10 protein-coding genes are annotated in these 14,763 nt (G+C 54.5%); 5 read left to right on the top strand and 5 right to left on the bottom strand.

Going from position 1 to position 14,763, the window contains the following annotated elements; all coding sequences use genetic code 11:
• Positions 1–111 precede the first annotated feature (111 nt).
• Together WA318_RS13340 and WA318_RS13335 are read right to left on the bottom strand one after the other, a co-directional pair.
• Positions 112–2,550, bottom strand: a complete 2,439-nt coding sequence (locus WA318_RS13340) for a two-component system response regulator (RefSeq protein ID WP_336081812.1) — start codon at positions 2,548–2,550, stop codon at positions 112–114.
• Between the two features lie 17 nt (positions 2,551–2,567).
• Positions 2,568–3,623: a sensor histidine kinase gene (locus WA318_RS13335; protein ID WP_258548728.1), complete on the bottom strand. Its 1,056-nt coding sequence runs from the start codon at positions 3,621–3,623 to the stop codon at positions 2,568–2,570.
• A gap of 428 nt (positions 3,624–4,051) precedes the next feature.
• Between WA318_RS13335 and WA318_RS13330 the strand changes: the two genes are divergently transcribed.
• Positions 4,052–5,644, top strand: coding sequence for a lysine--tRNA ligase (locus WA318_RS13330; RefSeq protein WP_336081808.1), 1,593 nt, complete (start codon positions 4,052–4,054; stop codon positions 5,642–5,644).
• 77 nt (positions 5,645–5,721) lie between these two features.
• Here WA318_RS13330 and WA318_RS13325 read toward each other — a convergent pair whose 3' ends face one another.
• Complete coding sequence (locus WA318_RS13325) at positions 5,722–6,777, bottom strand: hypothetical protein (RefSeq protein WP_336081806.1); 1,056 nt, start codon at positions 6,775–6,777, stop codon at positions 5,722–5,724.
• Between the two features lie 182 nt (positions 6,778–6,959).
• Between WA318_RS13325 and WA318_RS13320 the strand changes: the two genes are divergently transcribed.
• The 3 genes from WA318_RS13320 (at position 6,960) to WA318_RS13310 (ending at position 9,367) form a co-directional block, all read left to right on the top strand.
• Positions 6,960–7,925: a proline dehydrogenase family protein gene (locus tag WA318_RS13320; RefSeq protein ID WP_336081804.1), complete on the top strand. Its 966-nt coding sequence runs from the start codon at positions 6,960–6,962 to the stop codon at positions 7,923–7,925.
• Positions 7,926–8,089: 164 nt separating this feature from the next.
• Entirely contained in the window at positions 8,090–8,671 is a 582-nt protein-coding gene (locus WA318_RS13315) for a TetR/AcrR family transcriptional regulator (protein WP_336081802.1), read from the top strand.
• Between the two features lie 108 nt (positions 8,672–8,779).
• Complete coding sequence (locus tag WA318_RS13310; protein WP_336081799.1) at positions 8,780–9,367, top strand: DUF4136 domain-containing protein; 588 nt, start codon at positions 8,780–8,782, stop codon at positions 9,365–9,367.
• Positions 9,368–9,455: 88 nt separating this feature from the next.
• Here WA318_RS13310 and WA318_RS13305 read toward each other — a convergent pair whose 3' ends face one another.
• Positions 9,456–10,331 carry a branched-chain amino acid aminotransferase gene (locus WA318_RS13305; protein WP_114098647.1) on the bottom strand — a complete coding sequence of 292 codons (876 nt, stop codon included), beginning with the start codon at positions 10,329–10,331 and terminating at the stop codon, positions 9,456–9,458.
• 239 nt (positions 10,332–10,570) lie between these two features.
• Between WA318_RS13305 and WA318_RS13300 the strand changes: the two genes are divergently transcribed.
• Positions 10,571–11,380, top strand: a complete 810-nt coding sequence (locus tag WA318_RS13300) for an inositol monophosphatase family protein (RefSeq protein WP_114098687.1) — start codon at positions 10,571–10,573, stop codon at positions 11,378–11,380.
• A gap of 36 nt (positions 11,381–11,416) precedes the next feature.
• Here WA318_RS13300 and WA318_RS13295 read toward each other — a convergent pair whose 3' ends face one another.
• Positions 11,417–14,626 (bottom strand): CHASE domain-containing protein, encoded by a 3,210-nt coding sequence (locus tag WA318_RS13295; protein WP_336081796.1) that lies wholly within the window; start codon positions 14,624–14,626, stop codon positions 11,417–11,419.
• Positions 14,627–14,763: the final 137 nt, after the last annotated feature.

Below are 14,763 nucleotides of genomic sequence, written 5' to 3'. Positions count from 1 at the left end.
ATAACTTGCAAGTGAATTTACATCGACAAGTTGCTGAAACCTGATCGGAAGTATTGGGAAAGGACAATGCTTTTGGGGGCGTTCGGCGGGGTCGGGCGATATGGGACGGATTTATGAAAACTTTGCCTTGGGGGTTTTGTCGGCAGTGATTTCTGACGCAGGGACAGGTTTGCCAAACAGATAGCCCTGCAACTCGATGCCTTCGATGGCACGAAGGAAGGTGTATTGTTCACGGGTTTCAACGCCTTCGGCCGTGACAAGCAGGCCAAGCGACCCGGCCATGGCAAGCATGGCCTCGACCAGTGCGACATCATCGGTCTTGTCGGGAATGCCCTTGATAAAGGCGCGGTCAATCTTGATGCGTTTGATCGGCAGGCTTTTGATCGACCGCAGACAGGAATAGCCGGTCCCGAAATCATCAATCGCAAGCAAGACGCCGACTTCGCGCAATTCATGCAGCGTCTTGATCATTGACGCTTCGTCCTGGATCATGCTTTCGGTGACTTCAATTTCAAGGAATTCGGCGGGCAAGCCCGACAGGGCAAGCTCGTGCTGGACAGCTTCGGCAAAGCCCTCTGATCGTAACTGCCGAACCGAAGCATTCACGGCAACGCGGATTTTCTTGTCAAACTCGTCCTGCCATTGGCGGGCCTGTGAGCAGGCTTCGCGAATGACCCAGTTCCCGATTTCAACAATCAGGCCACTTTGTTCGGCAATCGGGATGATTTCCGCCGGGCCAAGAAGACCGTGCTGGGGATGGTTCCAGCGCAGAAGCGCTTCGACACCGACCATCTGTTCGGTTCTTGCATCGATCTGTGGCTGGTAATGCAGGACCAGTTCATTGTTTTCAAGGCCGCGCCGCAATTCAAGCGATCTGGTCATGTAATGGGTGGCGTTCTCGGTCATTTCAGTTTCATAGAACGCATAGGTCCGTCTGCCACGATCCTTCGCTGCATACATCGCGGTATCGGCAAGCCGGATCAGGTCCTGTGAGGAGGACGCATGGTTAGGATAGAAAGATATGCCGATGCTGGCCGAAAGCGTCATTTCCTGACCGACAATGTAAAACGGGCGTTCGAGTTCCTGAATGATCTTGTTGGCAAGATTTGCCGCCGCGACCTCGCTTTTGAGATTTTCGCGAATGATCAGGAATTCATCCCCGCCAAGACGCGAAATGGTGTCGGTGCGCTCTGTCACTGCCCTGATACGGGTCGAGGCAATCAGGATCACCTGATCGCCTGCCGCATGACCCAGCGTGTCATTGATATTCTTGAAATCATCAATATCAAGAAACAGACAGGCGACAATCGAGCCGGTTTGTTCGGAACGCTCGATCGCCCGGTTCAGGCGGTCGGTGGCCAGCAGACGGTTGGGCAGGCTGGTCAGGCCGTCATACTGGGCAAGGTAATGCAATTCCTGTTCGGCTTGCCGGATGGCGGTGCGATCCGAAACGATGGCAACGAAATGGGTCAGTTTACCGTCATCATCCTCGACCCCGATGATCTGGATCGCCAGCGATATCGGACCGCCGCCCGTATTCTGGGTATCAATATCCTGATGCCAGTGTTTGCGATTTTGCAAGGCCAGAAGCAGTTCCTTGTACTGTTCTGCGGGCAGCTTTTCAGGGGTTATGAAATAGGGCGGATGATGCAGCGTGTTTTTGGCATTGGCCCCGGTAATCCGGTAATAGGCCTTGTTGGCATTGGTGACATTCAGTTTGGGATCAAGAATAAGGATGCCATCCTGCGTGGTCTCATAGACCGCCATGGCTTCGCGCAATTTATCCTGGGTATGGCGTTGATCGGTGATGTCCTGGGTCATGCCGATGATGCGCATCGCGCTGGTGCGATCCGCGGGAAACAGTTTGCCGCGTGCACGCAGCCAGCGATATCCGCGTTCTTCATCAATGGTGCGAAAAACGATGTCGTAGAACTCGCCATTGTGAATGGCAAAGGTAAAGGCCTTGCGGACCATGGCGCGATCTTCGGGGGCCACCCGTTCAAGGAAATCATCCCAGCTTTCGGTGATGGTTTCGGTTTCCTGAAGGTGGCTGAAACTGCCAAGGCCGGTGCGCTGGACCTGACGGGTGGCAACATCAATTTCCCAGCAACTCATCTGGGCGGCTGTCATTGCCAGTGACAGACGTTGCTGCGTATCGCGAAGGGCCAGTTCGGCAACGCGACGTTCAAGGGCCATCTGAATGGTGGCATGCAGTTCGCGTTCGGAAAACGGCTTGATCAGAAAACCATAGGGACGGGTTTTCTGCGCACGGACAAGGGTGGCGTCTTCGGAATGGGCAGACAGATAGATCACCGGGATCAACAGGTGCGGTGGAATGCCCGCAGCCGTTTCAATACCGTCAATATCGCCATCAATGCGGATATCCATCAGGATGATGTCGGGCGGATCGCGCTCGATTGCCTTGAGTGCATCATAGCCGGCGTTATGAACGCTTGTGCGCTCATAGCCCAGTCGTTCGAGTTGCTTGCGCAAATGCAGGGCAATTACACGTTCATCCTCGACAATCATGACATGGACCGGATGATGCATCCCCGATCAGTTCCTTTTCAGTTTCCCAGAGTAAACCGGATGATGAAGGTGGTGTCCCTTGAAGTATCAACGACCAGATTTCCGCCAATCTGATCGACCAGCAATTCAATCAGCTGCAAGCCAAGGCCGCTATTTGTCGACATGTTGAAATCCTTGGGCATGCCGCGCCCGGTATCTGAAACGCAAAGTTCCACGACATTTTCGGTCTCCATGCGTGTGGAGACCCGGATTTCGCCACTGTAACCGTCAGAAAAGCCGTGTTTCAGTGCATTGGAAATCAATTCATTGGCAATCAGCCCACATGGAACAGCCTGATCAATGGCCAGCTCGACTTCCGTCAGGTCGGTAATGACGCGGATGCGTTCGATGTCGATATTATAGGCGGCAAAAAGCGATGAAATAAGGCCTTCGCAGAAATTGGCGAAATTGACCTTGGCGATGTCTTCGCTTTGATACAGTGACTGGTGGATTTGCGCCATTGATCGCACACGGTTGCAACTGTCAATCAGCGCCTGACGGGCCTGGCTGTCCATGACAGAGCTGGTTTGCATATCCAGAAGACTATGCACGATCTGCAGGTTGTTTTTGACCCGGTGATGGACCTCGGAAAGCAGGGTTTCCTTTTCACGGAGGGATCGCGCGATCTGTTCTTCGCGATGCTTGCGTTCGGAAATGTCGGAAATCGCCGCAAGGATCTGGTGGCGGTCGCCGCTGGTGATCGGGTTCAGGCCGATTTCGACCGGGAACTCGCTGCCATCCTTGCGCAAGGCATATAAATCCCGTCCCGGGCCCATCGGACGCGGGTTCGGGTTTTTTGAAAACGACCCGCGCAGGGCCGGGTGGCGCGCGCGAAACCGTTCGGGCACCAGCATTTCAATCGGTTGGCCAAGCAATTCGGATCGCGCATAACCAAAAATGATTTCGGTCTGGGCGTTGACCATTTCCATAAGGCCTCCTGCGCTGATCAGGATCATGGCATTTGGTGCGTATTCGACCACGCGTTCAAATCTCTGATCGGCACTGTCTGGCGAAAGCTCGTCGCTTCCTTGTTGGACGACCTGATCGTGCGTCACCTTGTTGTGGCTCCCCATAACAACACGAAAACATCAAACTGAATCCGGTCGTGGCTTTATCTTTCCGTATGGTTTTTGATCAGTTCTTATCTGCGTTATTGTGTGCGGATATTGTGCGAAAAATTTAAATTCTTTTCCGCGTGCGCGCTTGGGTTGGATATCTGGACGGTATGGCCGGAATTCAACTACACTTACGCATAGGGGGGCATGGGGCCTCTGTTTAGGTTTTTCCCATGCCTGTTTTATGTGGAGAAGGGCTGCAAAAATTATGATGCGTTCCGCGATTATTTGGCAGCCATGCGTAACAGAGGCTTGATCTTGGGACAAAGTGAGGTATAGCTTCGCGCACGCACGCGATCCGGGTGATCGGGCGTGCATAAGATTTCCATGTGATTTCAACGATACAACTGACAAACAAGGTTTCAAAAATGACAGCCGATCTTCGAGATACCGCACTTAACAGCAACGTCTGGGCCTTTCAGGAAGCCAGCAAGCTGGTCAAGCGGTATAAACAGAAGGCGCCTGAAAAGGGCTATGTCCTTTTTGAAACCGGTTATGGTCCGTCGGGGCTTCCGCATATCGGGACCTTTGGTGAAGTTGCGCGTACGACCTATGTCCGTCGTGCATTTGAAACCATGTGCGATATCCCGACCAAGCTTTTCTGCTTCTCGGACGATATGGACGGCCTGCGCAAGGTGCCGGACAATATCCCGAACAAGGAAATGGTTGCCGAGCATCTTGGCAAGGCGCTGACCAGTGTTCCGGACCCGTTTGGCACCCACGAAAGCTTTGCGCATCATAACAATGCCAAGCTGCGTGAATTCCTTGACGGTTTCGGCTTTGAATATGAATTCAAATCTTCGACCGAATGTTACCGTTCGGGCATGTTTGATACCGCTCTTTTGCGTCTTCTGGAACGCTATGACGCGATCCAGAAAATCATGCTGCCGACCCTTGGTGAAGAACGCCGCGCGACCTATAGCCCGTTCATGCCGGTTGAACCGGAAACCAACAAGGTTCTGATGGCCAAGGTGACCGAGCTTAATGTCGAAGCCGGGACCATCGTTTACGAACATCCGGAAACCGGAAAGCTTGTCGAAACCCCGGTTACTGGCGGGAACTGCAAATTGCAGTGGAAACCCGACTGGGCGATGCGCTGGTATGCGCTGGGTGTTGATTACGAAATGGCTGGCAAGGACCTTATTCCGTCGGTTGAGCTTGGCAACAAGATCGTCAAGGCCCTTGGCGGTACGCCGCCAGAAGGCTTTAACTACGAGCTGTTCCTTGACGAGAACGCCCAGAAGATTTCGAAATCCAAGGGCAATGGTCTTTCGATGGAAGACTGGCTGAAATATGCGCCGGAAGACAGCCTGTCGCTGTTCATGTTCCAGAAACCGAAAACCGCAAAGCGTCTGTATTTCGATGTCATCCCGAAAACCGTGGATGAATATCTGACCTTTGCCGAAAAGCTGAAAACCGAAACCGACCCGGAAAAAATCCTTCAGAACCCGGCCTGGCACATCCATGCCGGTACGGCGCCGGATCGCGAAATTCCGCTGTCCTTCGGGATTTTGCTGAACCTTGTTTCGGTCTGCAACACCGATGACAGTGCGCTTCTGTGGAAGTTCATTTCGCGCTATGCCAAGGGTGCCACCCCGGAAAGCTCGCCGTATCTCGACAAGCTGGTTGGCTATGCCATCAACTATTACAGCGATTTCGTCAAACCGACGAAGAAATACCGTGCCGCAACCGAGGCCGAACAGGCCGCCCTGCGCGAACTGCGCGATACGCTTGCCAAAGTCGCACCGGGCACCGATCCGTCTGACATCCAGACCGAAGTCTTCACGGTTGGCAAAAACCACAATTACGAGAACCTGCGCGACTGGTTCAAAACGCTTTATGAAATCCTGCTCGGTCAGGAACAGGGCCCGCGTATGGGTTCCTTCATTGCCCTGTATGGCATTGATGAAAGCGTTGCCCTGATCGACCGCGCGCTTGCCGGTGAAGATCTGAGCGCCTGATTAGCAATCAGAACGTAAAATGACAAAGGCCCGCATCGTCATGATGCGGGCCTTTTGTTTGTGTGGCTGGTTGTGACCTAGCTTGGCGGCAGGTAACGCCGCCAGGGCTGGTCGGCAAATGGTGCAAGCAGGACATGACGGGCTTTTTGCCAGCCAACCCCGAATGCCATGACGAGGCCGCCAATGATAAAGCAGACCAGAACAATGGTCACAGACGGGTCGATGGCGACACCTTCAAAGCCCGATTGCAGCAGATAGCCGACATAGATCAGCGAACTGATGATCGGTGATCTGCGATCCACGACCAGCGAGAACAGCATGGCAAGGGCAATCAGCGGAACCATCACCCAGGCCGATGCCTCATAGGCGATGGCAACCGAATGGATGGTCATCGGTGCGCCCATCACATAAAGCCAGAACGCGCATTCCGCCCAGCCATTGATGCGTTCGGGATCGCGGCTGTCGATAAAGACGCCAAGGACAAGCAACAGCAACCCGGTCGCGGTAATCAGGTAATTCAGATAGTCGGCAATCGCCGGGCCGATGGCGGCCGTCAGTGCCGCCCAGGCCACACCAAGGATCCCCGCCGCAATCAGTGCGAAGGATACCGGCAATCTGTATCGCAGGAAAAAGCCCACCTGAAAGGCAAAGCCGATCACGGTCACAAGCACAAGAATATTGGCAGATTCCTCGCCAAATTCGATGATGCTTTCAAGGGTCGAAAGGCCGCTTCCTGTGCCGTAAAACGGCATGAACAGCGCCAAGGCGTACAGCATGATGGTCGCGCCAAGGGCAGCCATGATCGCGATTGATGGCAGGGTCGCCTTGAGTTTGCCCGCGATATATTCAGCCAATGCGACATAACCGGCAATCGCCAGAAGCGGCGCAACCCAGAAGGCCGGACTATCGGTCAGCATGCCCCACAGGATGAACCAGCCAACACTTAATGCCACGACGCCCAGCGCGATGAAGATGTCATTCATACCGCGAAACAGGGTGAATTTTTCGGTTTCGGCGGCTTCATGCGATTGCGCGACAAGGAAGCTTTCAAGCCTTGTAAAAGACTCTTCGCTGATGACACCGGCCGAGATGGCATTACGAATGTCAGCAAGCGTGAATTGACGGTTTTTCAAGGGGGCTCCCGTTTTATTTTTTCTGAAATCGTGTCAGACGTGACTGTGATACACCGCAATGACAAAGGGTTCAATTTTCGCAGTAAATCGTCAAAATTTGTCCGGTCTGTGGCGCATATCGTTCAATAAGCAATATCGGCTTTCATGTTACCTGCATATTCGCCACCACGAAGGAGTAATCAATGGGTATCTGGCAGAAATGCATGATCGCTGTTGCCTGCAACAAGCCGATACGTCGCACCGGTGAGGCCATTGGACGCAAGACCGGTCTTGCCGATCAGTTTGTCAGTGCGAGCAATATTGAAGGACATGTTGCACGCGCCATCCGGTTGCACGAACAGGGCATCGGAATATCAAGCTTTTATCTTGGCGAATATGTCACCGACATTGCCCAGGTCCATGAAACAGCAGCACAGCTGGGGGCGCTTGTGCCCAAGCTCGATCAGGCGGGCGGGGATATTCATATTTCCATCGATCCGTCGCAGCTTGGCTATATGCAGGGCAAGGAAGTCCTTGATCAAAATGTCGATGACATTGCCCGACTGATCCGAACGGCTGCAAACGGAACCGCGCAGCGCAAAAATAACCGCACTATCCGATTGATGATCGATATGGAAGATTTCGACATGATCGATGATACGCTTGCCCTGCATCATCGTCTTGCCGATGCGGGCATTCCGGTCGCCCAGACGTTACAGGCCCGTCTGTTCAGAACAGAAACCGATCTTGAGAGCATGATTGCGCGCGGGGCGATGGTACGGCTGGTCAAGGGCGCCATGGCCCCGCCTGATACGGTGGCCTTTACCAAGCGTCCCGATATCGATGCCAATTATCTGAAGCTTGCAGGCAGGATGTTGTCGGATGCTGCGCGCAATGCCGGGTTCTTTCCGGTGTTTGGTACCCATCATCGCGATCTTGCGATCCGGATCGGGCAAATTGCCGATCAGAATGGTTGGACGCGCGACCGGTTTGAATTTGAAATGCTGTATGGCGTGAACCAGCCCTTGCAACGTGAATTGCGTGATGCCGGATACCGGTTGCGGCTTTATGCGCCGTTCGGGCATGACTGGTGGGCTTATGCCTGGCGTCGGGTCGGGGAAAATCCCCGCAATCTTGGTTTGTTGTTACGATCCGGGCTGAACCGATAGACATCTTAACTACCTGCATATGCCGCCAGATCCGTCTGGCGGCATTTTTACGAGGTCCGGTGTATCGGGAACGGCTGCGAAGAGGTGATGTCACATTGACAATATCTGGAGTTTCACATATCAAGTTAGTTAACTTACTTAATTGATCAGAATAAGGATCTGTGATGGCGGGCAAACTCAGTTCCGAGGAAAAACGGACAAAGCTTGCCCGTGCGGCAATGAATGTGATCTGGCGCGACGGATATCACGCGGCCACCATTCAGGCCGTCGCCAACGAAGCCGGATTGCCCGCAGGCGGGGTATTTTACCGGTTCCCCAGGAAACATGATCTGGCGCGCGCCGCACTTGAAACCATTCAGGGTGAATTCGCACCGCTTCTGGCCAGTATTGCGCCAGATGGTTCGGTCCGCGAACGCGTTGCCAAATTCTTTGATTATCTTGATGCCATGACCCCGCGTCGGGTGCGCCATGGCTGCCCGTTAGCGCGCCTGATGATTGATCTGCCGCCGGATGCGGATTTTGATGATGCGCGCGCAATCGGACAATCGGTGTTTGATGACCTTGTTGACTGGCTGGCCATGCAGTTCGTGGCAGCGGGCATGGTATCGACAAAGGCCGAAACCGAAGGCCGACGGATTATTGTGCGCTGGCAAGGGGCGATCATTCTGGCCCATGCGATGAATGACCGTGCCATCCTTGATGACGAAATCGAGGATTTGCGTCAGACGGCGCAGCAATTGCTGTGATGCAATTTATGATTGCCATCATGAAACCAATTTCTGGTGATGGTATTGTCGGGTTCAAACGTCATATATTAAAGACAGTTCTGTACTGAACAAAAAGGGGCCGACATTATGCAAAGATTGAAACTGGCGGTTGCGGGGCTTCTGGCTGGAATGCTTGCGGCCTGTGCAAGCGGCCCGCGCGTCTATACCGATGTTGATCCGGCGGCCGATTTCGGCCAGTTCCAGACCTTTGCCTTTATTGAATCCGCAGGCAAGGATACCGAGGCCCGGTATCAGACCCTGTCAGGGCAGCGGATCGAGGATGCCATAAGTAGCGCCCTTGAAGCGCGCGGCTATCGCGTTGATATTCGCAATCCCGATATCCTGATCAATTTCCATCTCAAGACCGAGGAAAAAACGCGAACAGCCCCGCCGGTCTATGTTGGCGGCTATTACGGATATCGCAGCGGAATGTATGTTGGCTGGCCGGGCTATGTCGAACCCGGTTATGTCGATACCTATACCGAGGGGACCCTGACGGTTGATATGGTCAACCGCGTGACCAGACAGATGGTCTGGGAAGGAACGGCGGTTGCGCGTGTGACAAGTGCGGTGCGCGAGGCGCCTAATGAAACAGTCAGATCAGCAGTGGCATCGATCTTTGCCAAATATCCCTTTGTTGCCGGAAGTAACGTTGCCGTGCCGCTGGCACAGTAACTTCCCCAGTGGCATCAAGGCCGCGATACAAGGCGGGCAATAAAAAAGGGCCGGATAACCGGCCCTTTTGTCTGGAATACGCAGGCTGTCAGTCTTCGCTGGCCGCGGTGAAGGCCATATAGAGTTCCTGTGCGCGGCGTGTGATCGGGCCGGGCTGCAGGTTGCGGTCATCAAGTTTGACGCAGGGTGCAACCTTGTAATAGTTGCCGGTGCCAAAGATTTCGTCGGCAGCTTCGAGTTCCTCGTATTTGCAGGTTTTCTCGACAACCTCGACGCCGTTTTCACGCAGAAGGGCAATGACGCGCTGACGGGTCAGACCATTAAGGAACGTGCCATTGATGGCCGGGGTATAGACCGTGCCATCCTTGGCAAAGAACAGGTTGGCATAGGAAAACTCGGCCACATTGCCAATCGGATCAAGCATCACACCGGTATCAAAACCGGACTCGGTCGCCTCGGTCACGGCACGGCCGACATTCGGATAGAGGCAGGCTGCCTTGGCCTCGGTCGGGGCACTTTCCGGTGACGGGCGGCGGAAACTTGATTTGCGTGCCGTAAAGCCGGTCTCGATGGCGTCGGGAATGTCAGAGACCGAAAGACACAGCACGAACTGCGCGCTGTCGGGGTTCGGGGCAAGGAAGCCTTCACCACCATAGACAATCGGCTTGATATAAAGGGCAAGTGCCGGATCGAATTTCTGAACACCTTCCTTGACCAGGGCAACAATTTCCTCGGTCGTGATTTTGGGTGTCAGACCCATCAACTTGGCGGAGCGCAGCACACGCGCGCAATGCGGATAAAGGTCGGGCATCTTGCCATTCATACGGCGCGCACCGTCAAACACGGTCGATGCCATCCAGACACCATGGGTTTGCGGACCCATGATGTTCGGGTTACCCTCATGCCATTCGCCCTTGTACCAGGTCCAGGTGGTGGGGGTGCTATCAGTGGCGGCGTGGCCCATTCTTGTACTCCTGATCAGTCTTGTGCGCGTCCGCTTGGCGCGGCGCTGCCGGTGGGGCGGTCAATTCCGGGGGTGAGAATAGGATTTTTGCCCAAGGATGGTCAAAGAAAAGATCGCATTTGGCGCTGCCTGAAAATTGTCATGAAAAGTTGCGATATCTGCGGGCCGCAGATTTTGTATATCTGTTTGATTATGAACAAAATTTACCGATCAGAACCATTACCCGAAAGGAAGCCATCATGGGCAGTGACATCAAACTTGATATCAACGCGCGCTTTGATCATGCACGGGATGTGATCAAGGCCGCGGGCAAGCGCGCGATGTCCTATTACGATGGCACCGCCGGTGACCTTGAGATCGAGGCAAAGACCAACGCCCTTGATATGGTCAGTATTGCCGACAAGAACGTCGAGGCAATCATTCGTGACCGCATTCATGATGCCTTTCCCGAAGACGGATTTCTTGGCGAGGAAATGGGGATCGAGCAGGGCAGCAATGACTGCCTTTGGGTGATTGACCCGATTGACGGCACGGCCTGTTTTGTCAACCAGATGCCAAGCTGGTGCATTTCCATTGCACTGGTTGTGGCCGGTGAAATCGTGCTGGGTCTGATCTATCAGCCCTGCAACAAGGAACTTTTCACCGCCCGACTGGGCGAGGGGGCCGAGGCCAATGGCGAGCCGATCAAGGCCAGCACGGCGAATTCTGTGAGTGAGGGCCTGATGGGGCTTGGCATGTCTCATCGCACCAGCAGTGATGAAATCACGCCTTTCATCAAGGATTTGCTCGACCGCGAGGGCATCTTTATCCGCAACGGATCAGGGGCATTGATGATGGCCTATGCCGCGGCGGGCCGGTTGATCGGTTACTACGAACCCCATATCAATCCGTGGGATTGCATGGCGGGCATCCTTTTGATGCGTGAGGCCGGTGGCTGGGCCAATGATTATCTTGGTGCGCCCGATGCCCTTGAAAAAGGCGCGCCCATCCTGACTGCCGGGGCCAATGTTGCCGCCGAATTGCGCGCGATGACCGGGATTGAAAAATAAAATCCGGTACCGCCCCTGTTACAATGGATCAAACGATCAGGGGGCGGTTTTTTGCTGTGCTGCGCGTCGGTTTTCCAGCATCCGGCTTTCAAGGCGCATCAATTCGCTATTGATGGCCTTGATATCAAGTGGTTTGGTGCAATGGGCGTCAAATCCCGCTGCCCGGAAGACGGCAAGATTGTCATTGGAAATATCTGCCGTCAGGGCAAGGATCGGGATGGTGGCCTTTACGGGGTCATCAAATTCGCGGATTTGTCGCGTGGCTTCAATCCCGTCAAGGACGGGCATATGCACATCCATCAGAACCGCATCGAAATCCCGTTTTGCAAGGATATCAAGGGCATCCTGACCATTGGCTGCCGGGGTGATGATGTGCCCCTGCTGTTCAAGGAGTTTCTGGGCAAGGATGCGATTGATCTCGATATCCTCGACCAGAAGCAGGTTCCTGCCGGTAACCGGGACCTTTTCAAGATCTTCGTCGGTTTGAGCTTCGATTTCCGCATTTTCCGCCGCTGCAGCAGCAGAGCTGCGCGGCAGGGTCAATTCAAACCAGAATGTGCTGCCACTTCCTTCCTGGCTATCGACCCTGATCTTGCCCCCCATTGCCTCAACCATGCGCTGACAGATCGCAAGCCCAAGCCCGGTGCCGCCATAGCGGCGTGACGTCGATGTTTCGACCTGTGCAAAGGCCTCGAAAATGGTTTCGAGTTTGTTGGCCGGAATGCCGATCCCTTCGTCGCGCACGGAAATGCGGAAACCAAGATCATCATCGGTGACCGTGGTCGGTGTCACGGTGACATGGATATTGCCATATTTGGTGAATTTGATCGCATTGGAGACAAGGTTGGTCAGGACCTGTCGGAAGCGGACCGGATCACCGGTGACCCAGCGTGGCATGTCCGCCGGGATTTCAAGATGCAGCCGGTTATTCTGTGCGCGTGCGGGCACCAGCATCATTGATGTGACTTCCTCGCAAATCCCGCGCAGATCAAAGGGCACTTCTTCAAGGATCAGGCGTCCGGCCTCGATCTTGGAAATATCAAGAACATCACCGATCAGCGAAAGGACATGACGCCCCGCCCCGCGAATGGTCGAAAGGTACCCGCGCAAGGTTTCGACAGAGAAATCCTTGTTGTCCAGACTGTCACTGGCAAGTTCGGTATAGCCAAGGATAGATGTCATCGGGGATCGGAATTCGTGGCTCATATGCGCGATGAATTCCGATTTTGCCCGGTCGGCCTGCTGGGCCTGATTCATTGCCCGTTCGGCAGCGGTACTTGCGTTTTCAAGTTCCTCGGTCCGGCGGGCAACCAGATCGACAACATATTTTTCCGTGCGGTTGAGCGACCGCAGATAAATCAGCAACAGAATGCTGATCATGCTGCCAAATACAAGGATCGCCCAGGGTTGCCAGTAATGCAGGCTGGCAAGTCCGGACTTGGTCGGATGCAAGACAATTGTCCAGTCGCGATAACCAAAGGTGAAATTTGAAACAGTTGGATTGAACGGTCTTTCAAGTTCGTGCTGAATATGATCAATGGCATAGTCAGTCGGCCGGTTGGAATAGATCAGCTGTGCATCGGATCTGGATTTCAGGTCGGCCAGATGGATTTCAAAATCAAGCGGCATGCGTGCCACGCGCGCAGCCCGCGTGATCATGTCGGTCAGGCGCAGGACACCCACGGCAAGTCCCAGTGGCGGACCATCGGGGTTGCGCCGGTTCTCAACGCTCAAAAAAGCAAGTGCAGTGGCAACCGCCGAGTTTGACTGGATCAGTTTGATCGGTTCGGTCAGGGTGACATTTCCCGTCAGAAGGGCCGTCTCAAGCGCACGTCTGCGGGTTTCCTCACTGGCCAGATCAAAGCCGATAGCGGCTTCGTTACCTGAACGCGGGAACACAAAGAAAATCGGGTAATACCCGTCGCGCTGGGCGGCGGCTTGTCGCTTGCCATCGACCAGTTCGCGGATCTGGAAATCCGGAACCCCGCGCAAGGCGGCATTTTCTTCTATCAGGGCGCGGGCGCGGCCTTCGATAAACGGCGCCCATTCGAGGGCGGCAATCCCCGGACGGCGACTGACCCAGGGGGCAATCATTGCGTCAAACGTATTGGCAGAAACACTGCCATGGACGTCAAACAGCGTTTTGACCGCGACCAGTGCATCGGTCGCACGGCCAAGTTCTTCGCGAAGGGACGCCTCAAAGGCCAGCCGGTATTGTTCGGTCGATACGCGTTCTGCCGCAACCAGCTGGCTATAGGTGTACCAGGATGCCAGTGATGACACGCCAAAACCGATGACACCGATCACAATCGAAAGGGTGCGCCGCATGCGATGCACGTCATCAGAAAGGCGGCCGTCACGTGCGCGCGTCGTGATAAAGGAAATGCGCTCCAGTCCGCCTGCAAGGAACAGGGTCCCGACCGATACGGCGATCAGATAGCCATAAAGGTTGCGAAGGCCGGTATTGATCCCGACCGACCCGAATGTATTGTTGCCAAGGGCCGCAAAGACAATGATGTCAGCCACAATGATGGTATTGACGAGTGTCGCACCCAGAAGCCCGAACCGCGTCGCCCCCCAGATCACAAAAGGCAGGGAGACAAAGATGAACAGAAATTCGGGTTTCGAGACCAGTGGTGTGGTCTGTACCGCCGAGGAAATAACGATGGCGGCAACACAGATAAAGACCAGTTCACCATAATGCTGGCCCATCCGGCCAAACTGACGCCATTTCATCAGGCGCATCACAAGTGGCCCGACAACAATTGCGCCGACCAGATCCCCCAAGAACCAGCCCTGCCAGATTTGCGGGAACTGGCCAAAATTCCCGATCACGACAAGACTGAGCGATGTCGCGCCAAAAAGAGCGGACAGGGCAGGGCTGAGCACGCACCCGAGCGACAGGAAAATCAGCATGTTTCGGAACAGGCCAATCGGGTAGGTCCCGCAAAACCGCCGGACAAGCAATGCCGGGCCGATGGCGGCAATGGTATTGCCTGTTGCAATCAGAAAGGCGAGGCTAATGGATGGCGACGTCGCAAGGTTAACAGCCAGCGCACCGATAAAGACGGCCGGAAAATATCGCCAGCCCCAGACAATCAGGGCGGCAAGTGCAATCCCGGACGGCGGCCAGACAAGGGTGACGCTGCTGCCAAAAAAGGGCAGTTGCAAACCGGCATAACCAAAAAGGAAATAGGCAAGTGCAATCGCCAGAGCGCGCAAGATATAGCGGCGTTGCAGCGTCAAACGAATTCCCCTTTCCCCCATGCGCGACACGTCTGTGTGTCTTCTCCTTAATGTAAGGATGCGCAACGTGATTTTGAATACGGTTTCGACGCAATCACGGATGATCAGGATGAAAAAAATACAACAGAATTTGGCAA

Source organism: Thalassospira sp. CH_XMU1448-2 (assembly GCF_037027285.1).
In the GTDB taxonomy this organism is placed as follows: Bacteria; Pseudomonadota; Alphaproteobacteria; order Rhodospirillales; family Thalassospiraceae; genus Thalassospira; species Thalassospira profundimaris_C.
The sequence above is the reverse complement of the archived record's forward strand: the minus strand, read 5'-3'. Positions and strand labels throughout refer to the sequence as shown.

Coding starts and splice junctions, on each gene's coding strand:
- WA318_RS13305 (WP_114098647.1), bottom strand. CDS start 10,331: ATGGGCCACGCCGCCACTGATAGCACCCCCACCACCTGGACCTGGTAC.
- WA318_RS13300 (WP_114098687.1), top strand. CDS start 10,571: ATGGGCAGTGACATCAAACTTGATATCAACGCGCGCTTTGATCATGCA.
- WA318_RS13310 (WP_336081799.1), top strand. CDS start 8,780: ATGCAAAGATTGAAACTGGCGGTTGCGGGGCTTCTGGCTGGAATGCTT.
- WA318_RS13340 (WP_336081812.1), bottom strand. CDS start 2,550: ATGCATCATCCGGTCCATGTCATGATTGTCGAGGATGAACGTGTAATT.
- WA318_RS13330 (WP_336081808.1), top strand. CDS start 4,052: ATGACAGCCGATCTTCGAGATACCGCACTTAACAGCAACGTCTGGGCC.
- WA318_RS13315 (WP_336081802.1), top strand. CDS start 8,090: ATGGCGGGCAAACTCAGTTCCGAGGAAAAACGGACAAAGCTTGCCCGT.
- WA318_RS13320 (WP_336081804.1), top strand. CDS start 6,960: ATGGGTATCTGGCAGAAATGCATGATCGCTGTTGCCTGCAACAAGCCG.